Annotated in this window: 20 protein-coding genes and 1 tRNA gene; 11 read left to right on the top strand and 10 right to left on the bottom strand. The window is 58.1% G+C overall.

The features are described from left to right. The first annotated feature begins 36 nt into the window (after positions 1 to 36). Positions 37 to 1,059, top strand: coding sequence for a nicotinate-nucleotide--dimethylbenzimidazole phosphoribosyltransferase (cobT, locus tag QE408_RS16935; RefSeq protein ID WP_306933186.1), 1,023 nt, complete (start codon positions 37 to 39; stop codon positions 1,057 to 1,059). Between the two features lie 7 nt (positions 1,060 to 1,066). After that, a complete protein-coding gene (locus QE408_RS16930) occupies positions 1,067 to 1,486 on the top strand; it encodes a diacylglycerol kinase (RefSeq protein WP_306934836.1) in 420 nt (139 codons plus the stop codon). A 4-nt stretch (positions 1,487 to 1,490) separates the two neighbouring features. Here the strand turns inward: QE408_RS16930 and QE408_RS16925 are convergent, their stop codons facing one another. Beyond that, entirely contained in the window at positions 1,491 to 3,026 is a 1,536-nt protein-coding gene (locus tag QE408_RS16925; RefSeq protein ID WP_306933184.1) for a sensor histidine kinase, read from the bottom strand. Between the two features lie 192 nt (positions 3,027 to 3,218). Between QE408_RS16925 and QE408_RS16920 the strand changes: the two genes are divergently transcribed. From QE408_RS16920 to QE408_RS16910, 3 genes are all read left to right on the top strand, one after another. Further along, positions 3,219 to 3,713 carry a thermonuclease family protein gene (locus tag QE408_RS16920; protein WP_306933182.1) on the top strand — a complete coding sequence of 165 codons (495 nt, stop codon included), beginning with the start codon at positions 3,219 to 3,221 and terminating at the stop codon, positions 3,711 to 3,713. Between the two features lie 7 nt (positions 3,714 to 3,720). Further along, positions 3,721 to 4,374 carry a uracil-DNA glycosylase family protein gene (locus QE408_RS16915; RefSeq protein ID WP_306933180.1) on the top strand — a complete coding sequence of 218 codons (654 nt, stop codon included), beginning with the start codon at positions 3,721 to 3,723 and terminating at the stop codon, positions 4,372 to 4,374. Positions 4,375 to 4,440: 66 nt separating this feature from the next. After that, positions 4,441 to 4,929 carry an Lrp/AsnC family transcriptional regulator gene (locus QE408_RS16910; protein WP_027677373.1) on the top strand — a complete coding sequence of 163 codons (489 nt, stop codon included), beginning with the start codon at positions 4,441 to 4,443 and terminating at the stop codon, positions 4,927 to 4,929. 60 nt (positions 4,930 to 4,989) lie between these two features. On the opposite strand, the gene QE408_RS16905 is transcribed toward QE408_RS16910, so the two are convergent. From QE408_RS16905 to QE408_RS16885, 5 genes are all read right to left on the bottom strand, one after another. Continuing rightward, on the bottom strand, positions 4,990 to 5,814 hold the full coding sequence (locus QE408_RS16905; protein WP_306934835.1) for a class I SAM-dependent DNA methyltransferase: 825 nt from the start codon (positions 5,812 to 5,814) through the stop codon (positions 4,990 to 4,992). A gap of 105 nt (positions 5,815 to 5,919) precedes the next feature. Further along, a complete protein-coding gene (locus tag QE408_RS16900) occupies positions 5,920 to 6,186 on the bottom strand; it encodes an usg protein (RefSeq protein WP_062440802.1) in 267 nt (88 codons plus the stop codon). A 159-nt stretch (positions 6,187 to 6,345) separates the two neighbouring features. Then, positions 6,346 to 7,176: an ABC transporter permease gene (locus QE408_RS16895; RefSeq protein WP_306933176.1), complete on the bottom strand. Its 831-nt coding sequence runs from the start codon at positions 7,174 to 7,176 to the stop codon at positions 6,346 to 6,348. Beyond that, positions 7,173 to 7,973, bottom strand: coding sequence for an ABC transporter permease (locus QE408_RS16890; RefSeq protein WP_306933174.1), 801 nt, complete (start codon positions 7,971 to 7,973; stop codon positions 7,173 to 7,175). The genes QE408_RS16895 and QE408_RS16890 overlap by 4 nt, the downstream gene beginning before the upstream one ends. 116 nt (positions 7,974 to 8,089) lie before the next feature. Continuing rightward, entirely contained in the window at positions 8,090 to 8,863 is a 774-nt protein-coding gene (locus tag QE408_RS16885; RefSeq protein ID WP_306933172.1) for an ABC transporter substrate-binding protein, read from the bottom strand. A gap of 327 nt (positions 8,864 to 9,190) precedes the next feature. Between QE408_RS16885 and QE408_RS16880 the strand changes: the two genes are divergently transcribed. Both QE408_RS16880 and QE408_RS16875 read left to right on the top strand, forming a co-directional pair. Next, on the top strand, positions 9,191 to 10,456 hold the full coding sequence (locus tag QE408_RS16880) for an MFS transporter (RefSeq protein WP_306933169.1): 1,266 nt from the start codon (positions 9,191 to 9,193) through the stop codon (positions 10,454 to 10,456). A gap of 259 nt (positions 10,457 to 10,715) precedes the next feature. Next, positions 10,716 to 12,923: an OmpA family protein gene (locus tag QE408_RS16875; RefSeq protein ID WP_306933167.1), complete on the top strand. Its 2,208-nt coding sequence runs from the start codon at positions 10,716 to 10,718 to the stop codon at positions 12,921 to 12,923. 72 nt (positions 12,924 to 12,995) lie between these two features. Here the strand turns inward: QE408_RS16875 and QE408_RS16870 are convergent, their stop codons facing one another. Beyond that, positions 12,996 to 13,919 (bottom strand): pseudouridine-5'-phosphate glycosidase, encoded by a 924-nt coding sequence (locus QE408_RS16870; RefSeq protein WP_306933166.1) that lies wholly within the window; start codon positions 13,917 to 13,919, stop codon positions 12,996 to 12,998. Positions 13,920 to 13,949: 30 nt separating this feature from the next. After that, the gene (locus QE408_RS16865) at positions 13,950 to 14,888 is read right to left on the bottom strand and encodes a carbohydrate kinase family protein (protein ID WP_306934834.1); all 939 of its coding nucleotides are present in this window, start codon (positions 14,886 to 14,888) and stop codon (positions 13,950 to 13,952) included. A gap of 246 nt (positions 14,889 to 15,134) precedes the next feature. On the opposite strand from QE408_RS16865, the gene recA reads away from it, so the two are divergent. From recA to QE408_RS16850, 3 genes are all read left to right on the top strand, one after another. Then, complete coding sequence (recA, locus tag QE408_RS16860) at positions 15,135 to 16,223, top strand: recombinase RecA (RefSeq protein WP_306933164.1); 1,089 nt, start codon at positions 15,135 to 15,137, stop codon at positions 16,221 to 16,223. A 205-nt stretch (positions 16,224 to 16,428) separates the two neighbouring features. Then, a complete protein-coding gene (gene alaS, locus QE408_RS16855) occupies positions 16,429 to 19,092 on the top strand; it encodes an alanine--tRNA ligase (RefSeq protein WP_306933162.1) in 2,664 nt (887 codons plus the stop codon). A gap of 470 nt (positions 19,093 to 19,562) precedes the next feature. Further along, positions 19,563 to 19,751, top strand: a complete 189-nt coding sequence (locus tag QE408_RS16850; RefSeq protein WP_306933160.1) for a hypothetical protein — start codon at positions 19,563 to 19,565, stop codon at positions 19,749 to 19,751. 88 nt (positions 19,752 to 19,839) lie between these two features. On the opposite strand, the gene QE408_RS16845 is transcribed toward QE408_RS16850, so the two are convergent. Continuing rightward, positions 19,840 to 19,924: transfer RNA gene (locus QE408_RS16845), tRNA-Leu, on the bottom strand. Positions 19,925 to 20,111: 187 nt separating this feature from the next. Between QE408_RS16845 and lipB the strand changes: the two genes are divergently transcribed. Continuing rightward, positions 20,112 to 20,846: a lipoyl(octanoyl) transferase LipB gene (gene lipB, locus QE408_RS16840; RefSeq protein WP_306933158.1), complete on the top strand. Its 735-nt coding sequence runs from the start codon at positions 20,112 to 20,114 to the stop codon at positions 20,844 to 20,846. A gap of 74 nt (positions 20,847 to 20,920) precedes the next feature. Here lipB and QE408_RS16835 read toward each other — a convergent pair whose 3' ends face one another. Continuing rightward, positions 20,921 to 23,038, bottom strand: coding sequence for a putative bifunctional diguanylate cyclase/phosphodiesterase (locus QE408_RS16835; protein ID WP_306933155.1), 2,118 nt, complete (start codon positions 23,036 to 23,038; stop codon positions 20,921 to 20,923). Positions 23,039 to 23,184: the final 146 nt, after the last annotated feature.

The following is a 23,184-nucleotide window of genomic DNA, read 5'->3' as shown; positions in this document are numbered from 1 at the left end:
AACACAAGTCTCCGGCATGAGAGAAAGATCGATACCATGAGCGTGAGCGGCCTGCCTTTCGACGATTTTCGTGTGCTTTTGCGTGACCTGCCGGGGCCTGATACGCATGCACTGGTTGCCGCAAAGGAGCGCAATGCACAGCTGACGAAGCCTGCCGGTTCGCTCGGACGTCTGGAAGAGATCGCCATGTGGCTTGCCGCGTGGTCGGGACGCGCGCCTGCCGTCAACCGACCGCTTGTCGCAATCTTCGCCGGCAACCATGGTGTGACACGCCATGGTGTCACGCCTTATCCGTCGTCCGTGACGCAGCAAATGGTGGAAAACTTCGCTGCAGGCGGAGCCGCGATCAACCAGATCTGCGTGACCCACGATCTTGGTCTCAAAATTTTCGATCTCGCGCTCGATTACCCGACCGGTGACATCACCTGCGAGGCAGCGCTCTCCGAGCGTGATTGCGCTGCGACCATGGCCTTTGGCATGGAAGCCATCGCCGGAGGCACCGATCTTCTCTGCATCGGGGAAATGGGCATCGGTAACACGACGATTGCTGCTGCCATCAATCTCGCGCTCTATGGCGGCACGGCTGAAGAGTGGACAGGTCCCGGCACGGGATCTCAGGGTGAATTCATGGAGCGCAAGGTCGCTGCCGTGAAGGCTGCGGTGGAATTCCACAAGGATCATCTCTCCGACCCACTGGAAATTATGCGCAGGCTGGGCGGACGCGAAATTGCTGCCATGGCGGGCGCCATCCTTGCAGCCCGCGTGGAAAAGATTCCCGTGCTGATCGACGGCTATGTGGCCACTGCCGCTGCCGCTCTTCTCAAAGCCGCAAATCCTGCGGCTCTCGATCACTGCCTGATCGGCCATGTTTCCGGTGAGCCGGGCCATATGGCAGCGGTGGAGCGGCTTGGCAAGACGCCACTTCTGGCCCTTGGCATGCGTCTTGGTGAGGGAACGGGCGCGGCACTTGCTGCCGGCATCGTCAAGGCTGCCGCCGCCTGCCATTCCGGCATGGCGACATTTGCGCAGGCAGGCGTCGATACTGGCGTCCAGCACTGAGGCGATGATGGACAACCTTCCTAAGACGCCCTCGCCGGAGCCAGTCTTCCGCAAGGAAACCGGCTTTCGCCATCTGCTGGCCGCAACGCGCTATTCCTTCCAGGGGCTCACTCGCCTTTGGCAGGAAGCGGCGTTTCGCCATGAGGTGATCGCCTTTGGGGCAGGGCTTGTGTTTCTGGTCGGCATCCGGGCGCCGGCGGCGCATGCTTTCATCTTTGTTCTGCTGATGCTTCTGCTCTTTTGCGTGGAAGCGTTGAATACGGCGATCGAGGAGATTGTCGACCGCGTTTCCCCCGAATTTTCCAGTGCGGCGCGCAACGCCAAGGATCTCGGATCCTTTGCAGTGTTCTGTCTGCTGCTCGCCAATGGCGGCTTTGTTCTGTACTCGCTGGCTTCGACGGTGTTGTTCAGCGTCGGCGCGGTCTGAACGATCAGGCGAAAGACCGTTTGCGGCGCTGTACCACCTGTACGTCTTCGACGGCAGGAACGGTCTGCAGGATGCGCTTGGCTGGCAGGATCGCGATGGTTTCCGTTCCCTCGCGCAGTTTCGATTTCAGCACGAAATGACCGTCATGTTTTGAGAGAATGGCCTGAACGATAGGCAGGCCAAGACCCGTGCCCTGTTCTGCACTTTTGATAGCAATCGATCCCTGGCCGAAGGCCGAGAGCACGACGGGAATTTCCTCCTCGGGAATGCCGGGGCCATTGTCCTTGATCGAGATATACTGACCACCGCGCGCAGTCCATCCGGCCTTGATGGAAATTTCGCCGCCCTGGGGGGTGAATTTGACGGCGTTGGACAGCAGGTTGAGGATGACCTGGCGAAGCGCCTTTTCGTCTGCCCAGACGCTCGGCAGGCTGCGCTCGAACTGCTGAACGATGCGGATATTCTTGCCACGTGCGCGCAGCTGAATCATGCCGACACAATCTTCGGCGATTTCGAGCAAGGAGACGGCTTCTTCCTGCAACTCATAGCGGCCTGCCTCGATACGGGAGAGATCGAGGATCTCGTTGATCAAATCAAGCAAATGCTGGCCGGAGCGGTGGATATCACCCGAGTACTCTTTGTAGAGCGAGTTGTTGAGCGGCCCGAGAATTTCCGATGCCATGACCTCGGAGAAGCCGAGGATGGCGTTAAGCGGTGTGCGCAGTTCATGCGACATGGATGCCAAAAAGCGGGACTTTGCGAGGTTGGCTTCCTCCGCTCGGCGCCTTGCCTCGTCCGACATGGACTTTGCCACTTCCAGTTCGGCGATCAGGTCGTCCTTTTCCGACTGGAAGGACAAAAGCTTGATGCTGGAATTGTGCAGACGCCTGGTTATGTAGTGGCAAAACAGCATGGCCATGAAAAACATCAGGGCCAGGCCGATCGCCATCGGATCCTGCGAGGTGGCGGCACTGATGCCAAGCGCCATCAGGACGGGCAAGAAGGTCATCAAGATCGCACGCCGCAACATGAAGTTGGACATGGCGGTGATGGAGAGCGCAATCAGCAGAGTGGCGCCCTTGTAGAACATCGGCAACGCCGCGTCCTTGGCGTCCATCGGGTAGCCGGCGAAAAGCGCCCAGATCAGGCCGATGATGATCTGTACCGCAAGGAAGGTGCTGACCCAGCGGTTGACGTTTGCGGGCGTGATGGCTTGCTTCTGTGCCTTGCGCGCGAAGATCAGCGCAAGGGCGTGGCCGCTCAGCGCCAGAAGGGTCCATCCGACGATCTCGATATCGCGGGTGATGTAGATGCCGATACCGGTTGCCAGCAAAATGAAGAGGGGCATGATGGTTGCCCCGTGCAGCGTCTCTACGATATGCATCTGCAGCATTTCGCATTCGAAGGCCACGGTACCAGCCCCGCCATATTGCAGCCGCTCACGCGTCGACTTCACGGCATCGAACACAGCTTTGTTGCGCCGCGTGCGAGACCGATCGACGATGTTCTTGTCGGCAATGTTGCTGGCGCTCTTACTCATCTACTGAACGAAACCGATACGGGATGTTTTCAGGTTAGCGGTAAAGTCTTAAGAAGATGCTGCCGCGAAAGGATTTGTTTGCCATTTCTGCAAAGGGTTTGTTGGGATATGAGACGAAAGTCAGGCAGGAGATTTTCTCCGGTAAAGGACGGAATCATCCTGCTTTTGCTGATCTTTTTTGGGGCGTTGATTTTGGCGAAGATCGATGGCCTCAATGATCGGCAGTTCTCCGGCCGCTTCGTCGCGATCGATGGAGATACGCTTGCACTGGGTGCTTCCCGTTATCGGTTGATCGGCATCGATGCGCCTGAGCTTCGCCAGGATTGCGGCACAGGGGATGGGACTTGGGCGTGTGGACAAGCGGCCAGGAATTTCGTGAGAGAGGTTCTGGAGACAGGCGAGATCGACTGTACAGGGAGCAGCAAGGACCGATATTCACGCTTCCTTGTCCGCTGTTCCGTGAATGGCATGGACTTGGGCAGTCTCATCGTCTCTGAAGGTCTGGCGGTGACCACGGAATACTTTCTCTACGCCAAGGAGGAGGAGCAAGCGAAGCAGGAGAAGCTTGGCCTCTGGAGTGGAGCATTCCAAAACCCCAAAGACTGGCGACGGGCGCAAAAGGCAGCGGAGACCGATGCGCCGCGGGCAGAGCCTTTGACGGTGCTTCGCCATGTCTTCGACTGGTGATATAAGTATGACCGTGCAGAAGCAGGATGATATCCGCAAGGCTTTGATCGACAGGTTGCGCGACAGTATCGTGCGATGTCGGATCTGCCGGGATGCGCCGCTGAAGGGCGAGGGTGACCGGCTGCCGCATGAGCCCCGACCGGTCGCGGTCATCTCGGCCAAAGCGAAAATTTTGATTGCCGGGCAGGCGCCTGGACTGCGTGTGCATGAAAGTGGTCTGCCATTCAATGATGCCTCAGGCGACCGCCTGCGGACATGGCTGAATGTCGACCGGGACAGGTTTTACGATCCGGACCGGTTTGCCATCGTGCCGATGGGCTTTTGCTTTCCCGGATACGACGAGCGCGGAAGCGACCTGCCGCCCAGGCGGGAATGTGCACCGCGCTGGCGCGATGAGGTCATGTCGGCCATGCCGCAGATCGAGCTTGTGCTGGCGATCGGTCAATATGCGCAATCCTACCATCTTGGCGACCGGCGCAAGAAAAGCTTGACGGAAACGGTGCAAAACTGGCGCAACTATCTCCAGAGCAATATCGGAGTTCCTGTGCTGCCTTTGCTGCATCCCAGCTGGCGTAACACCTCTTGGTTGTGGAAGAACCCATGGTTCGATCAGGATGTGTTGCCCATACTTCGACAGCATGTGGAAATTCTAGCGAGATGAAACAAATTTCTTTTTATTCGTTTTTTTTAGTGTAAATAGAGGAAAATAATTCCGTAGGAGAGAAGATTGGACCGTCTCGACCGTAAAATTCTGCGTATTCTGCAAGAGGATTCCACGCTGGCTGTTGCCGACCTTGCAAAGAAGGTCGGGCTTTCTACGACTCCCTGTTGGCGGCGTATCCAGAAGATGGAAGAGGATGGCGTCATCCGCCGTCGTGTCGCCATCCTGGATGCGACGAAGGTCAATACGAAGGTCACGGTTTTCGTTTCCATCCGGACGGCGTCCCATTCCATCGAGTGGCTAAAGCGCTTCTCGGAAGTCGTGTCCGAATTTCCGGAGGTGGTTGAATTCTACCGCATGAGCGGTGACGTGGATTATTTGCTGCGCGTCGTCGTGCCGGATATCGCCGCCTACGATGCCTTCTACAAGCGGATGATCGCTAAGATCGAAATCCGCGATGTGTCGTCGGCTTTTGCGATGGAGCAGATCAAGTACACGACCGAGTTGCCGCTCGATTACATGATCCTGGACAACCCTAAGTCCGGCGAGGAGTAACGTCGTCATTCGAGTGACGATCCATTCCCGCGCTGACCGCGGGAATGGACACATCCATGTTCAGCCCTTGAGCTTCGCGATGACGAGATGGCCCGGTGTCGGCTCGCCATCCTGCATGCGCACATTGATATCGGTTATCTCGATGACGTCAAAGCCCGTGGCGGCCAGACGCTCTCGCACATAGGTTTCCGCATGGGCAAAGCGCTGATGCGCGCCGACGATGTAGGGTCTGCCAGCCATTTTATCGTCGGGGAGGGTCTCTGACGAAAAGACGAAGATGCCGCCTTTTACCATATTTTCTGCGGCTCCGAAGAACAACGGTTCGAGAGCGCCGAGATAGGGCAGCACGTCCGTCGCGGTGATCAGATCGAAAGCCTCGTCGTCATTGTCTTCGAGGAAATCCTCGACTTCGGCGACGTAGAGCGTCTCATAGACATCCTTTTCATGGGCGATTTCAACCATGTTTTCGGAGATGTCTATGCCGGTGATATCGTCGGCCATGTCGCGAAGCGCTTCGCCCGTGAGACCGGTGCCGCAACCAAGATCCAGCATGCGCTTGAAGGGACCGAGTTCAAGCGTCTGCAATCGCTGACGCACCATCATCGGGACGGCATAGCCAAGCTGTTCGACGAGAATGTCTTCAAAGGCTTCCGCGTGCTGATCGAAGAGCGTTTCGACATAGGCGTCCGGTGCCTTGGGTGGCGCCTCGCCTCGTCCCATCGACGCGATGCGCACGGCTGCTCCGCCATGATCTTCGGGATCGATTGCAAGGACCTCTTCGTAAGCCTTTACCGCCGCGTCGATATCCCCCGCTTTTTCAAGCGCAAGCGCGCGGTTATAGGCTTCCGCAAGAGCTTCTTCATCGATCTTGGCGTTCTTGGTCATGGCGTTCATCAGGCTCCGCTTCGTTGGAAGCCTGATTAAGCCGCAACGCTTTCGGGTGCAATGCCTGTTTTGGATCGCCCGCCGCTCGCCGAGACGACAGCCCCATCAGTGGAGGATGAACTCGCCCTTCAACGAGCGCCACTCCTGCGCCGAGATCAGCTTGCGGTGGACATAGCGCACCGAGTGCAGCGGGCCGTCCAGCTTCTCCTGCCAGAATTTGAGAAACCCGTGCATTTCCGGAAAGTCCGGAGCGAGGTCGTAGTTCTGCCAAAGGTAGCTTTGAAGAACCGAGGGGTGATCGGGCATGCGATAAAGAATTTCGGCTGTGGTGAGACCATAGCCCTTCAGCATCATTTCCATGTCTTGGTTCATGTGGCTGTTCCCGTTCTATTGATCGCCGACACACAGAAGTGTCATCGACAATGGGAACATGACATGGTTAATCGAACCTTGCCAAGAATGGCTCTCGTCACAAATTATTTATACTTCTCAGCGTGTTAGCAGCTGATCAGGCAGAGTGCTGCTAACGTCCTATCGCTTTAGATGCCGTGTCAACCTTGCTTCCACCGCCGCCCAGACGTGGCGCAGGATCTCCACCATGGAGAGGTAGAATATTGCCGCCCAGAGATAGGCCTGGAAGTCGAAGGTGCGGGAGTAGGCGTAGCGCGTCTGGCCCATCAGATCGAAGACGGTGACGATCGATACAACCGCAGAACCCTTGATCATCAGGATGATCTCGTTGCCATAGGGGCGGAGTGCCACGATCAGTGCCTGCGGCAAAATGATCTTCCAGAATGTCACCGGCTTGGGAATGCCAAGAGATGCCGCACCTTCATGCTGGCCCTTCGGCACACTCTCGATTGCACCACGCAGGATCTCGGCCTGATAGGCGGCAGTGTTCAGTGTCAGTGAAAGGAGGCCGCAATACCAGGCGTCGCGGAAGAACCACCACAGACCCACCGCTTCCAGTTCGGTGCGAAAGCCGCCCAGGCCGTAATAGATAAGGAACAGCTGCGCCAGAAGCGGCGTGCTGCGGAAGAGATAGACATAGGCAAATGCAATGGCGCTCACGATCCTGTTCTTTGACATGCGAGCGAAAGCGATCGGAGCAGAAAGGGCCGCGCCCAGGATGAGAGCAAGGCCGACGAGGCTGATGGTCGTGAACAGGCCATCAATATAGCGCCAGCCGTAGCGCTCGATCTTGTCCGGATCCCAATCCATGATCAGCGACAGCACAAGACCTGCGAAGAGGAGGGCCCAGAAAGCAACGATGACGCAGCCTATCACCTTGCTCGCGGAGAGCGGTTTGGGCGGCGGAGGCGGTGCTGGTCTTGCCTCGATCAACTGATCGATGTGGCTCATCGCTGCACCTCCGAGCGACGCGCCCAGCGGTCGATATAGCCAATGCCGATTGAGGATATAAGAGCGAGAATGAGGTAGAGCATGCAGGCAATGCCGTAGAACAGAAACGCATCCTTGGTGACACGCGCGGCAATGCCAGTCTGGCGCAGGATATCCGCGAGCCCGATGATCGAGACGTAGGACGTATCTTTCAACAGAATGACCCAGAGATTGGTCATACCGGGAAGGGCGATGCGAACAAGCTGAGGTATGATGACGAGAACCATGGTGCGGCTGCGCGACAGTCCAAGCGCGTCACCCGCCTCATATTGGCCCTTGGGAATGGCGCGAAACGCAGACAAGAGAACTTCGGACGCGTAAGACGAGAAGACGACCGAAAGCGCAATCATGCCCGCAACGAAGGCATTGATCTCGATAGGGCCTGTAAAGCCGAGATAGCCGGCGATCGTCTGGAGCAGGATCTGCATGCCGTAATAGACGATGAAGAGGGTCAGGAGCTCCGGGAGACCGCGGAAGATCGTGGTGTAGATGCCGACAGCCAGGCGAAGGGATTTTTCCTGCGATTGAGCGCCAAGCGCGATCAGGAAGCCCAGCAGCAATCCGACAGGGAGTGTGGCGAGCGCCACGGAAATGGTCACCTTCACGCCGAAGGCAATTTCATCACCCCAGCCATCACCGCAGGTGAGCAGGGTGCCGTTGCCAAAAAGTGAGAAGATACCGACCGGACCACAGAAAGGGTCGAACAGATATGTGAGATAGGTCCAGAACGAACCTACGGCGGAAAACACTCCGCTCATGCCAATGTCCCCTGCGATCTGCGCCGCTATTCATATTTGTTTTATGAAAGTGTTCTCAAACAAAAATGGCGGGAGGGCAACCCTCCCGCCATGATATTTCAACATGAGAAACAGGCTTATTGGCCGTAAACGTCGAAATCGAAGTACTTGTCGTTGATCTCTTTGTACTTGCCGTTGGCACGGATTGCCTTGATGGCCGCGCTGAACTTGTCGGCGAGAGCCTTATCGCCCTTGCGAACGGCGATACCCGCGCCCTTGCCATTGATCTGTTCATCGACCGGCAGAGCCGTCAGGATCTTGCAGCATGCGCCCGCATCCGACTTTACCCATTGCGACAGAACCACGATATCGTCGATGACGCCATCGATGCGGCCATTGGTAATGTCGAGCTTGTACTCGTCAGCCGTCGGATAAAGCTTCAGCTCGGAATCGGCCAGGTGCTTTTCGGCATAGTTGGCGTGGGTGGTGGAGCCTTGCGCGCCGATCGTTTTGCCCTTGAGGTCTTCCACCGACTTGATCGGCGAGTCCTTCGGTACGGCAATGGCCGGAGGCGTGTTGTAGTACTTCTCAGAGAAGTCCACCTTTTCAAGGCGCTCAGGCGTGATCGACATGGAGGCAACAATGGCGTCGAACTTCTTCGCCTGAAGGGCCGGGATGATGCCGTCCCAATCATTGGTGACGAAGGTGCATTCGGCCTTCATCTCTTCGCAGAGCGCCTTGGCGATATCGATATCGAAGCCGGTCAGCTTTCCGTCAGCTTCCAGAACGTTGAATGGCGGGTATGCGCCTTCCGTGCCGATGACGATCTTGTCCTGCGCCATGGCAGAGCCGGCGAACAGCGACAGAGCTGCAATGGAAGCTGCAGCAAACAGACGGGTGGGGTTCAGCATTGAGATCCTCTCTTTCGGCGATACGACGCACGCCTCATTTATGTTCTGCGTGCATGGAGATTTTAGCACTCCGCGCGGTCGAGAGCCGGTTGCGGATGCTTGCCGGGATACTCATCCCGTTGCAAAAAAAATGCAACATCATTGTTTTGCGCTGCGACAGCCTCCTCAAAGCATGCAGTCGCATTGCCGCTATCTGCTCAAATTTCAGGGAACAAAATTGGCGCTTATGCGTAATAAGGAAGCCTTATAGTTTTGGGCTACAATTCATTATTTCAGACGACGGTTCCCGATTTTCGGCCTCCGCCTCCAATTCCAGGAGGAATCTTCATGGGTATCACGCAAACCATTCAGTCGCTGACGCCTGCGCAGCGTAACACGGTCATCGCCAGCTTCCTCGGCTGGACGCTCGACGCCTTCGATTTCTTTATCCTTGTTTTTGTCATCAAGGACATCGCGAAGGAATTCAATACAAGCATCCCCGCGGTCTCGATCGCAATTTTCCTGACGCTTGCCATGCGGCCGATCGGCGCGCTGCTTTTTGGCCTTGCGTCCGACCGTTATGGTCGCCGCATCACGCTCATGGTCGATGTCCTTCTTTATTCGGCCCTTGAGCTTCTCTCCGGCTTCTCCACCGGGCTGACGATGTTTATCGTCCTGCGTCTGCTCTATGGCATCGCCATGGGCGGCGAATGGGGTGTGGGCGCTTCACTCACTATGGAAACGGTGCCGCCCCAGGCGCGTGGCTTCGTCTCCGGCCTGCTTCAGGCGGGCTACCCGGCTGGCTATTTGCTGGCCTCGATTGTCTTCTTTCTGCTCTATCCGATCATCGGCTGGCGCGGCATGTTCTTTGTCGGTGCCCTCCCAGCGCTGATCGTTCTCTATATCCGGCGCAGTGTGGAGGAATCACCGGCATTTCTCCAACGCCAGAAGCGGCCTCAGCAACCGTTCCTGACTGTCCTGAAGAAGAACGTTCCACTTTTCATCTGGACCGTTATCCTGATGACGGCGTTCAATTTCCTCAGCCACGGCACGCAGGATATCTATCCAACCTTCCTGGAAACACAGCGGGGCTATGACAGTCACACGACAGGGGCCATTGCGATCGTCTATAACATTGGGGCGATTTGCGGTGGGCTGTTCTTCGGCGCTCTTTCGCAACAGATTGGCCGCCGGAAGGCAATCGTGATTGCCGCCCTCCTGGCCATTCCCGCCGCCTGGTTCTGGGTTTATGCGCCTGGTGCCGTCATGCTTGCCATCGGTGCTTTCGTGCTGCAGTTTTTCGTTCAGGGTGCGTGGGGCGTTATCCCGGTTCACCTAAATGAACTCTCGCCGGACGAAGTGCGTGGCACATTCCCGGGCTTTGCCTACCAGCTCGGGAATCTGCTGGCCTCTGGCAACGCAACCTTGCAAACGACACTCGCCGCGCACTGGAACGGGGATTACGCGCTTGCGCTTTTCAGCGTTGCAATCGTCGTCGCCTGCGCCGTCGCCCTGCTGGCCGGGTTCGGATATGAAAAGCGCAACGTGCAGTTTGGCGTCACAGATGACCAAGCGGTTGAACCGGCGCACCCGACACGGGGAAGCACGGCTTGAATCTCGTGCTATGTGACGGCGGGCCAGTTCCCGCCGTCGCCTCGTGCGATAGGCATGGCTGCTGCCGTCACGAACCAGTTCCCGGCAATCAGGGCAGACCTCCCCGAAAATGCCTTTTTTCGTTCATTCCCGGTACATAAGAGCCTCTTCATCATTGGAACAAGACCGCACGCCGGGCGTTGTTCAGCGCCATTACGTGCAGACTGTGCCCCGATGCCGCAGGGCAGACTTAAATGAAGACGGCAGATGAGGAAGCGCCATGCTGAATAAGAATAAATTGATGACCGGGGTGGTTTTCCCCCTCATGTCGATTGCCATTGCAGTAGAACCGGCATTTGTGGCCACGGTTGCGCATGCAGCGCCGATGGCGCAGGTTGAGCAACAGGGAACCGTGTCCAACGGTAATGGAGCCATCATTCTTGCGCAGGCCGAGGCGCCGCCGAACCCAGAAGAAGAATTGTTGAAGCGACGCCAGCGCGAGCAGCAGGGCGAACCCCAAGCCGAGCCTAAGCGCGAGCCTGAGCAGAAGCGCGAAGAAGCCCCGCAGCCTCCGAAGCGAGAAGCGGCACCTGAACCGCAGCCCGAGCAGCCGCAGGAGCGTCCACGCCGCGAAGCCGCGCCCGAAGGTGAGGCACGCCCAGAGCGCCCGCGCCGGGAAGCCGCTCCTGAAGCAGCGCCGCAAGCCGCCCCTGAACAGCAGCAGGAACGCCCGCGCCGTAAGCCAGCCGCAGAGGCGCAGCCAGAAGCAGAAGAGCAGCCAGGCGCTGAGCGTCCGCGTCGCGAAGCCGCTCCGGAAGCCGCACCACAGGCCGAGCCGGAACAGCAGCAGGAGCGCCCACGTCGCAAGCCTGCTGCCGAAGCGCAGCCGGAAGCAGAAGGCAAGCAGCCGCCGAAGCCGGAAGCCCCAGCCACCAAGCCAGCGAACGAACCTGCAGCCACTGAAGCTGCGCCGGAAAAGCCTGCCAAGCCCGCAAAGCGCCCGGCAGCCCCGGAACCTGCCGAGGGTGCCGCACCGGTGCCGGCAGAACCGCCGACACCGGGTCGTGCGCCTGCACCCGCAGAGCAGCCGAACCCAGCCCCCGGCCAGCAACCTTCCGAACAGCCACGCCCGCCTCGCACCCAAAATGTCGAGCCGGCACCGGCCCCTGTTCCGGGTGCGCCGACGCCAGCACCGCTTGACGGTGCAGCAACAGGTCAGGCACCAGCCGGCGAGCCTGTTCCCGCCCAGGTCGCAACGCCACAGACGGAAGCGCCTCCCACGACGAAGGAGCAGTTGGACAAGGCCCGCGCCATTGCCAAGGACCCATCCAAGTCGGCTGATACCGTCGTTCTGCCCGTCGACAAGGGTGCTGCCGTTCTCGACAGCGACAAGGAAGTCTATCGCAGCGGCAACGAGCAGCTTCGCGAACAGCGTCGCCGTGAACGCGAGCAGGTTCAGGACTTCAAGGTTCCAACCTCGGATGCGGAAGCCCAGGCCGCTGCACGCCGTGACGGACAGCCTGCGCCGCAGATCAACATCCAGAACATCACCAACATCCAGGGTGAGCGTATCGACCGCCGTCCGCAGTTCGACCGTCCCGACGGCGTGCGGGAATGGCGCCCGCGCGACATGCCGCGCGACCGCGACATGGGCGACCGCGTCTTCCTGCAGTTCGGTGACCGCATCGTGGTCCGTGGCAGTGATGATGACCGATTCGTCAGCGAAGGCGCGAAGCCCTATTACGAGCGTCTGCCCGACGACCGGTACCGCGAGACGATCGAACGCTCTGACGGTACGCAGGTCGTGACCATTCGCAACCGTTACGGCGACGTCATCCAGCGCTCCCGTATCGATGCCCGTGGCCGCGAATATGTGCTGTTCTACGCGCCGGAACTGGCGGATGAGCCCGACCGCGAATATGTTTACCGTGATCCGGGTCTCGACCTGCCGCCACTGCGCCTGCGCATCCCCGTCAATGAGTACATCATCGATACGTCGTCCGACGATGATCGTGACTACTATCGCTTCTTGGAGCAGCCACCGGTAGAGCCCGTTCAGCGCGTTTATTCCATGGATGAGGTCCGCTACTCGGCTCGCGTACGTGACATGGTGCGTCGTATCGACCTCGACACCATCACCTTTGCGACCGGCAGTGCCGAAATTCCAATGAGCCAGGCACGCTCGTTGCGCAAGGTTGCCGATGCGATGAACAAGGTGCTTGAAAAGAACCCGGCTGAAACCTTCCTGATCGAAGGCCATACCGACGCCGTGGGTTCGGATGAAAGCAACCTCGTTCTCTCTGACGAACGCGCAGAGTCTGTCGCCAAGGTCTTGACCGAAGTTTACGGCATCCCGCCGGAAAACCTGACAACGCAGGGCTATGGCGAGCGCTACCTGAAGGTCCAGACCCTTGGTCCGAACCAGGAGAACCGTCGCGTTACCATCCGCCGCATCACGCCGCTGGTGCGCCCGGTTGCGCAGAACTAACGTTCGTACCGATCAATAAGAAGGCCCGGAAGCTGATAGCTTCCGGGCCTTTTCTTGTTCATTCCTGGCTGTTCAGGCCAACGCGACAGCGATCTCGGCTGCCAGGCGCGCATTGTTGCGCACCAGCGAGATATTGGTGTCGAGGCTGCGGCCTTCGGTGATCTCGAAAATCTTTGCCAATAGATAGGGCGTGACCGCCTTGCCGCTGATGTTGTCTTCTTCGGCTGCCGACAATGCGCGCTCGATGTAGATTTCCATCTCGTCGCGGGCGATTTCGTCTTCTTCCGGCACCGGGTTGGCGATCAGCATGCCGCCTTCGAGGCCAAACTGTTCGCGGGTGGTCTGGAAGTTGGCGATCGCTGCCGGGCTATTCAGCGTCAGCGGGCTCTTCAGGCCGGAAGCTCGCGACCAGAAGGCAGGGAATTCTTCCGAGCCATAGGTGACGACCGGAACGCCGTTGGTTTCCAGAACCTCAAGCGTCTTCGGCACATCCAGGATCGCCTTTGCGCCAGCGCAGACGACGATGACGCCGGTGCGCGCAAGCTCGGTCAGGTCTGCCGAAATATCGAAGCTCTCTTCCGCGCCGCGATGCACGCCGCCAATGCCGCCGGTGGCGAAGACCTTGATGCCCGCATGTTCGGCGGCAATCATGGTGGCGGCAACCGTCGTTGCGCCCGTGCGGCGCTCGGCAATCGCAAAGGCGATATCGGCACGCGAGACCTTCATGGCATCTTTGGTTTGCGCCAGCGCTTCCAGCTGATCCTTTTCGAGACCGATATGCAATGTGCCATGGATAACGGCGATGGTGGCCGGAATTGCGCCATTGTCGCGGATCAGTGTCTCCACGCCCTCGGCCATGCGGATGTTGCCAGGATAGGGCATGCCGTGGGTGATGATGGTGGATTCAAGCGCAACGATGGGCGCGCCGCGCTGCTTGGCTGCAGCAACTTCTTCCGAATAGACGATCGGTAGGAGCGGGGAGGTGGTCTTGGTCATGGTCTCTTCCATTTCGTTTAAGCGATCTCTTCACACCATTTCTGCCTGCGGCACAAGCGCCAGGACGGCGGCAAGCGTCTCGGCGCTCAACTCGCTGGCAGTCGCAAACGGAGACTGGACCGTGATGGCGGCCGCGGCAGCACCGTGGCGCAGTGCTTCGGTGATGGGTTTGCCGTTGGCAATTGCCGAGAGATAGCCGGACGCCATAGCGTCACCCGCGCCCGTCACATCTTTCACGTCCTCGATCAAAGGTGGCGTCAGGACTGCGGTCCCGTTCTGGTCGAAGGCGACAACGCGTTTCGCGCCACTGGTAATCACGCCGCCGCGAAGGCCGGTCTCTCTCAGCAAGGCTGGCCATTGTCTCGCATCGGTGACATTTTTGCCGGTCAGGGCGCGCGCCTCGGCCTCATTCATGAACAGCATGTCGATGCTGGCCAATGTCGATTTCATCCGGACAACCTTTGCCGGAGAAATGGCAATAGCCGCAAGACGCTTTTCACACGCGCGCGCCGCGGTGCCGATCGCGCCTAGCGTATCTTCTGGGAGGTTTGCATCGCAAAGGATGATGTCGGTGGCCTTGATCGCGTCGCGCACGGCGCGCACTTTAAGGCGACGCGGCGTGAAGAGCTTGTAGAGGTCCATATCCGCGATGGCGATAACCAGGTTGCCGTCGCGCTCTAGAATCGCCGTATAACTCGGCGTGCTGCGGTCCAAGAAGGTGAATGGCGTATCCTCGACGCCTGCATCACGTGCTGCTGCGGCAACGGTCGCGCCATTCCCATCACCGCCGCGTGGGGCGATGAGCCTCACCTGAAATCCCAGCCGGGACAGGTTGCGGGCCGCATTGAAACCGCCACCGCCGGCTTCTTCCATCCAGGAGCCCGGATTGCTGGCGCCTTGCACCGTTTCCGTCTCGATCATGCCGCGCCGGTCGATATGCGCGCCGCCCAGAACGAGTATTTTCTTCACGTTCATCCATCCTTCTTGCCGAGACGGACAAACACGTCCGATTCGGTGTTTTCTGGTTCCATCCAACCGGCCCCGCAGCCTTCGTAAAAGCCGTCACCAAAGAAAAACAAAAGCAGAACGAACGGCTTATCGCTATTTGTTTTCAAAGGACTGATGTGCTGTTGTGGAATGAGAACAAAAAGAGTACATACTGTTTCCACACTGCTTCGTTGCCTGTGCGGCTTCAATAACCTAAAGGTGGTTCAGATGGCACAAAATTCTTTGCGTCTTGTAGAGGACAATTCGGTGGATAAAAGCAAGGCACTGGAAGCGGCGCTCTCCCAGATCGAACGTTCGTTCGGCAAGGGATCGATCATGAAGCTCGGTTCCAATGAAAACGTCATCGAGGTCGAGACTGTTTCGACAGGATCTCTCAGCCTCGATATCGCGCTCGGCATCGGCGGTTTGCCGAAGGGGCGTATCATTGAGATTTATGGACCGGAAAGCTCCGGTAAAACGACGTTGGCATTGCAGACCATTGCGGAAGCCCAGAAGAAGGGCGGTATCTGCGCCTTCGTGGACGCCGAGCATGCACTCGATCCGGTCTATGCCCGCAAGCTTGGTGTCGATCTTCAGAACCTTCTGATCTCGCAGCCCGACACGGGCGAGCAGGCCCTTGAAATCACCGACACGCTGGTGCGCTCCGGCGCGGTGGACGTGCTTGTGGTCGACTCCGTTGCTGCTCTGACGCCACGCGCTGAAATCGAAGGTGAGATGGGCGACAGCCTGCCGGGTCTTCAGGCCCGCCTGATGAGCCAGGCGCTGCGCAAGCTGACAGCGTCGATCTCGAAATCCAAGACGATGGTGATCTTCATCAACCAGATCCGCATGAAGATCGGTGTGATGTTCGGTTCGCCGGAAACGACGACGGGTGGTAATGCTCTGAAATTCTATGCCTCGGTGCGTCTCGACATTCGCCGTATCGGCTCGGTCAAGGAGCGTGAAGAGGTTGTCGGCAACCAGACGCGCGTCAAGGTCGTCAAGAACAAGATGGCGCCTCCCTTCAAGCAGGTTGAGTTCGACATCATGTATGGCGAAGGCGTTTCCAAGACGGGCGAGCTTGTCGATCTCGGCGTGAAGGCTGGCATCGTCGAAAAGTCTGGCGCATGGTTCTCCTATAACAGCCAGAGGCTGGGGCAGGGGCGCGAAAATGCCAAGTCTTTCCTGCGCGACAATCCCGCCGTCGCCAACGAGATCGAGTTGGCACTTCGTCAGAATGCCGGCCTGATCGCTGATCGGTTCCTTGAGAACGGCGGACCGGAAGCCGATGCCGATGGTGTAGAGCCAGACGCGTGATGATCCGCTGCCGGGCTTTCTCCGGCATCGTTGTCCATCTCTAATCAATCCAAGGCCGTGCGATCCACTCGCGCGGCCTTCGTCATTTTGCTGCCTTATTCCGAAAGCGCCCAGCCCTCTTTGGCTGGACAGGCGGGATGGTGGACGATAAAAGCCTGTGACTTTTTTATTATCGCTGCGTGAGCGTGGCAATGAAGGACTTCGTATGAGCGGTGTGAATGAAATCCGGTCGACTTTCCTCGACTACTTCAAGAAGAACGGCCATGAGATTGTGCCATCCAGCCCTCTGGTGCCGCGCAACGACCCGACCCTGATGTTCACCAATGCGGGCATGGTGCAGTTCAAGAACGTTTTCACCGGTCTTGAATCCCGTCCCTATTCCAAGGCTGCCTCTTCGCAGAAGTGCGTTCGCGCTGGCGGCAAACATAACGACCTCGATAATGTCGGTTATACCGCGCGCCACCACACCTTCTTCGAAATGCTCGGCAACTTCTCCTTTGGCGATTATTTCAAGGAAGAAGCGATCACGCACGCCTGGAACCTGATCACCAAGGAATTCGGCATCGACAAGAACCGTCTTCTGGTGACGGTCTATCATACCGATGACGAAGCCTTCGATCTCTGGAAGAAGATCGCCGGTTTTTCAGACGACCGCATAATTCGCATTCCCACGAGCGATAACTTCTGGGCCATGGGCGACACCGGTCCTTGCGGTCCTTGCTCGGAAATCTTCTATGACCACGGCGATCATATCTGGGGCGGACCTCCCGGTTCTGCCGATGAGGATGGCGACCGTTTCATCGAGATCTGGAACCTCGTCTTCATGCAGTACGAGCAGGTGACGAAGGAAGAGCGCATCAACCTGCCGCGTCCATCCATCGACACGGGCATGGGCCTTGAGCGCATCTCCGCTCTGCTGCAGGGCAAGCATGACAATTACGATACCGACCTTTTCCGCGCCCTGATTTCGGCGTCCGTCGAGGCGACCGGCGTTCCGGCTGAAGGCGAGAAGCGCGCAAGCCACCGGGTCATCTCCGACCATCTGCGTTCTTCCGCGTTCCTGATTGCCGATGGCGTTCTGCCATCGAATGAAGGCCGTGGTTACGTTCTGCGCCGCATCATGCGCCGCGCCATGCGTCATGCCGAGCTTTTGGGTTCCAAGGAGCCGCTGATCTGGAAGCTGCTGCCAACGCTCGTTCAGCAGATGGGCCGCGCCTATCCGGAACTGGTGCGCGCCGAAGCGCTGATCTCGGAGACGCTGAAGCTTGAAGAAACCCGCTTCCGCAAGACGCTGGAGCGTGGTCTGTCGCTTCTGTCCGACGCAACCTCTGACCTTTCCAAGGGCGGCATGCTGGACGGCGAGACCGCCTTCAAGCTTTACGACACCTATGGCTTCCCGCTCGATCTGACGCAGGACGCACTGCGCGCCCGCGAAATCGGTGTGGACATTGCAGGCTTTACCGACGCGATGGAGCGCCAGAAGGCGGAAGCCCGCTCGCACTGGGCCGGCTCCGGCGACAAGGCAACCGAAACCGTCTGGTTCGAACTGAAGGAAAAGTTCGGCGCGACCGAGTTCCTGGGCTACGATACCGAAACCGCTGAAGGTGTCATTCAGGCGATCGTCAAGGACGGCAAGTCGATTGATGCTGCGGCCGAAGGCGATACCGTCCAGATCGTCGTCAACCAGACGCCATTTTATGGCGAGTCCGGCGGTCAGATGGGCGACACCGGTGTGATTTCCTCCGACACCGGTAGCTTCACGGTCACCGACACGCAGAAGAAGGGCGAGGGCCTCTTCGTCCATATCGGCAAGGTTGCCAAGGGCGGCGTCAAGCTTGGTGATGCCGTGCAGTTGATTGTCGATCATGATCGCCGTTCGCGCCTTCGTGCCAACCACTCGGCAACCCACCTGCTGCATGAAGCGCTTCGCGAAGTTCTCGGAACCCATGTGGCGCAGAAGGGATCGCTCGTCGCGCCGGAGCGCCTGCGCTTCGACGTCTCTCACCCGAAGCCGATGACGGCGGAAGAGCTCAAGATCGTCGAGGAGATGGCGAACGAGATCATTCTCCAGAACTCCCCGGTCGTGACGCGCTTGATGAGCGTGGACGATGCGATTGCCGAAGGTGCGATGGCGCTGTTCGGCGAAAAATATGGCGATGAGGTACGCGTCGTCTCGATGGGCACCGGTATTCATGGTGCGAAGGCCAACCGGCCGTATTCTGTCGAACTCTGTGGCGGCACGCATGTCTCCGCTACGGGACAAATCGGCCTCGTGCGTATTCTTGGCGAAAGCGCCGTGGGTGCGGGTGTGCGCCGTGTGGAAGCTGTCACAGGACCAGGTGCGCTTGCCTATCTTGCCGAGCAGGATGAACGGGTGAAGACGCTCGCTTCGTCACTGCGCGTGCAGCCAGGCGAGGTGATCTCGCGCGTCGAGGGTCTGCTGGACGAGCGCAAGAAACTCGAGCGTGAACTGGCCGATGCCCGCCGCAAGCTTGCGATGGGTGGCAGTTCGGCCGAAGGCTCTGCCGGTGACATCAGAGAAGTCGGTGGTGTGAAGTTCATGGCGAAGGCCATGTCCGGCATCGACGCCAAGGATCTCAAAGGCCTTGCCGACGACGCCAAGACCAATCTCGGCTCCGGCGTGGTGCTGCTGATTGCCGTTTCCGAGGATGGCAAGGCGAGTGCCGTTGCTGCGGTCACCGAAGACCTGACATCGCGTTTCAGCGCGGTCGATCTGGTGCGCACGGCTTCTGCCGCTCTTGGTGGTAAGGGCGGCGGTGGACGTCCGGACATGGCGCAGGCTGGTGGTCCGGATGGATCGAAGGCCAGTGAAGCCATCGAGGCCGTGGCCGCTTCTCTCGCAGGCTGATCTCGTCCAAGGCTACGAAGTGGCAATGTCGCTGCCTCGCTTTTGACTGTGTGCGTTTATAGGGCCGGAACATCGAGGCTGATGTTCCGGCCCTTTCTATTTTGATGATGGTTTCAAGGCTCAAGGGTGGCCGTTGGTGACGTGACTGTACCGTCAGAAATCTTTCTTCGTTCGTCAGCAGTTGGGCTATGCTGGACGATCCTCCACAGTAGCGTGTTTCGCCCACAGGCGCCGCTGCAGAGCGTTTGGGCTGAACAAGCCTCAACTGCCTTGCAGCGGCATGATCGCGCTCTGAATGATGAAAAATAAGAGTTGCATCAGCGATGCCCGATTCGATGGGCGCAGCGGCTGGATATGCTACCTGCATCCCGCTGGCTTCCCCGGCTGACCCTTCCTCGCGGAGGGTTTCTTTTTGGCTCAGGAACCGGTGCGATGCCATTTGCATTGTCTTCTCAACAGAGGAGACAGTCATGGAAGATTACTCAGAACTTCGACAGCAGATTGCTCAGGATCTCGATACGCTGAGCCGTACCGAAAGCCCGAAATCGATCTTCGAAATCGCCGATGATTACCTGTTGGGAAATCCGTCTCTGAAGCGGGAATTGGTAGAGGATATTATCAAGGAAGAGGCGGACAAGAGAAATATTTCCATTCACTGAACGGACAGTGGGGCTTCACGCAAAGCTTCAGGAAAATCGCCTAGAGAACTGAAGACAAAGAAAAACCCGCCGAAGCGGGTTTTTCTTTTGGTGCGGTCGAGAAGACTCGAACTTCCACGGGTTGCCCCACAGCGACCTCAACGCTGCGCGTCTACCAATTCCGCCACGACCGCATCGTGGTAGGGTCGACTTGCGCCGACGGGGTGCATGTAGCAAAAGGATTTTGGGTGCACAAGAGTGCCGTGACAGTTTTTTGAAATTAAAAACAGGCATTTCCCTCCCTATATGGAAGAAGCCCGGAAATGCTGGGCTTGCAGCCTGAATTCCATTCTGCCAGAAGGCTGTGGAAAGGACATTTACATGCTCACACGCACCGATCTTACTTCCACAATGTACCCTAGAGCCGGTTCTCCTGCCGTGCGCTGGCGAATCTCCGACGGGCTGGTGCCTTATGAGCAGGCGATTGAGGAGATGGAGCGTGAAGTGGCGGCAATCGCCGCAGGCGAGGCAGACGAGCTTGTATGGCTCCTTGAACATCCACCGCTCTATACGGCGGGCACCAGTGCCGATTCGTCCGACCTGATCGAGCCGGACCGCTTTCCCGTCTTCGAGACGGGGCGGGGCGGGGAGTATACCTATCACGGCCCAGGCCAGCGAGTGGTCTATGTGATGCTCGATCTGAAGCGCAGGCGCCAGGATGTGCGCGCCTATGTGGCGGCATTGGAGGAAGTCATCATCCGCACGCTCGACAAGATGAACGTCAGGGGCGAGCGGCGTGAGGATCGAGTGGGTGTCTGGGTTCGTCGGCCGGAAAAGCCGCTTCTGCCGGATGGCTCCATGTCCGAGGACAAGATCGCTGCGCTCGGGATTCGCTTGCGCAAGTGGGTCAGCTTCCATGGCCTGTCGATCAATGTCGATCCCGAGCTTAGCCATTTCGGTGGCATCGTTCCCTGCGGCATCACCCAATACGGCGTCACCAGCCTCGTCGATCTTGGCCTGCTGGTGATGATCAACGACGTCGATGTCTTTCTACGTGAGGCCTTTGAGGAGGTCTTTGGCGCTACCGCAAACGAGAAAGGCCGGATTCCGGCCTAACCCGTGGCGAATTCGACCTTGGTTCTGTTAACCTGAAGCCTATTAACAGGGTTTTCAGGGCTTCTTTTCAAGACTTAGCCGTCGGTTCCACTTTTCGGGTCTACGATATCAGCGTTGCAGGGCTGTGTATGAAATTCGGTTTTTTGTAAGCCGAGCGGTCGTTCAATGATCCTCAAGCGGCCCGTCGCGACGATCTCATCCAGCGGTGCAGGCCGGCCAAGCAAGTAGCCCTGTGCTTCCCCGCATCCTTCCAGCTTAAGAAGAGAAAGTTGCTCCTGCGTCTCAACGCCTTCGGCCAGTACTGGGATCCTGAGACCCTTGCCGAGTGCCAGAACGGTGCGAATGATGGTCAACGCTTCTTCGTTGCTGTGCGCTTCGTCAATGAAAGAGCGGTCGAGCTTGATCTTGCTGAAGGGGAACGAGCGAAGCGTGTCGATCGAGGAGTAACCTATACCGAAGTCATCAAGCGCAACAGAGACCCCGTATGACTTGATTTGGCGAAGCATGTGAAAGGCGCGCTCGCGATCCTTCAAGATGGCGGTCTCTGTGAGTTCCAGTTCCAGTCGATGCGGTGGAAGTCCGGTTTCGAGAAGGATGCTCATCACGAGCTTGGGCAGATCTCCTGCGGCAAACTGTACGGCGGACAGGTTGACGGCCACTTTACAGGCTGGTTCCCATGAGGCAGCCGCGGCACAGGCGGTTCGTAGCACCCACTCGCCCAGTTGCAGGATGAGGCCGTTTTCCTCCGCCAGCGGAATAAAGTCTGAAGGCGGGATGAAACCACGCTCTGGATGTTTCCAGCGCAGCAGGGCTTCATATCCTGTGATCTCGCCGGTCGAAACAGATGTCTGCACCTGATAGTGGACTGAAAGTTGATCGCGAGCCAGTGCTTTGCGCAAGTCCGCTGCCATAGCACGTCGGGCCTTGATAGCGGTGTCCATGCCCGTCTCGTAGAAAAAGACCCGCTTTTCCGTCAGTTGCGACTTTGCTCTATACATGGCGAGGTCTGCGTTACTGACGAGCGTTTCCTTCGTGGTGGCGTTGTCGGGGTAGATGGCGACGCCGAAGCTCGCGCCAACGACAATTTGGGCTTCGTCGACGTTGATCGGACTGAACATCACCGTTTCAAGACGGTCCAGAAACCCATTGATGCCGACCAGTTCGTCGTCTCGAATACGGAATAGGGCGGCAAACTCGTCGCCGCCAACGCGGGCAACGAACTCGCCGTGGTCTTCTCGAACCAGATTTTTGAGCCGCAGACCAAGGTCGGTCAACACGTCATCGCCCACATGATGGCCGCGGGTGTCGTTGATCTCTTTGAACCTGTTAAGATCAATGCCGATCATGGCTATCCTGATCTTTTGCGTATCGGCGAGTGCAAGCTCTTCCTCCAGCTTCTCGTTGAAGTTGGCGCGATTGGGAAGGCCCGTCAGCGCGTCGTACAAGGCCATCTGGCGAAGATGCGCGATTGTCTCGGCGCGTGTGCTGTTGTCGATGAGGTAGCTCACCAGACCGCAGGAGACGATGACGAAAGCCATACCGGAAATCGCGATTGCCAGAGTCCAAAGCGAATCCGGATTGGAGAAGGATCCATCGACGAACATCGGTTCGACCTGGAATGCAGTCATCCCTGTGAAATGCAAGACGGCAATTGCAAGCGTCAGGACCACCGCCATGGCGTTGCTGCCTCTTCGCATACCAAAATGCAGCGCGACCGAAGACAGACCCACGGAAAGAATGATCGAGGCGACGAGGTAGATCCTGTCCCAGGATACAATTCCTTGAACTCGGTAGGCAATCATGCCGGTATAATGCATCGCGGCGATGGCGAGCCCGATGATCGCGCCGCCCAAGGCGGGCATGATCGGATTGCGTTTGCTGGCTGCCACGGCAAAACCGATCGCATTGCCAAATAGCACGACCAAAAGCGAAACGACGGTCAACGACAAATCGAAGCCGATGGGTACGCCTGCATCATAGCCAAGCATGGCGACGAAATGCGTGCACCAGATCGCGACGCCTGCGGAAAGAGCCGTCATGGCCTGCCAGCCGATGCGCTGTGTCCCGGTCGCCGTTATCGTTTTACTGAACAGGCGGGACGTCACCCATGAACCTGTACCGCATAAGAGCACTGCCACAAGCACGAGCCAGATGTTGTGTTTGTAGACGATGCATCCCAGCACGGTCATCATTACAGTCGCCTCTCGTTGTAAGGCACTGCGTCAGCGCGAACGCAGTAGCCGTCTACTGCGTTTGCAGGCTTGTTGGCAATGTTTGGTTTTACGACACAACGAGTTAATGATTTATATGTGAGAACGAGTGAATTTTATAATCTTCA

Source organism: Agrobacterium larrymoorei, assembly GCF_030819275.1.
Taxonomy (GTDB): domain Bacteria; phylum Pseudomonadota; class Alphaproteobacteria; order Rhizobiales; family Rhizobiaceae; genus Agrobacterium; species Agrobacterium larrymoorei_B.
The sequence above is the reverse complement of the archived record's forward strand: the minus strand, read 5'-3'. Positions and strand labels throughout refer to the sequence as shown.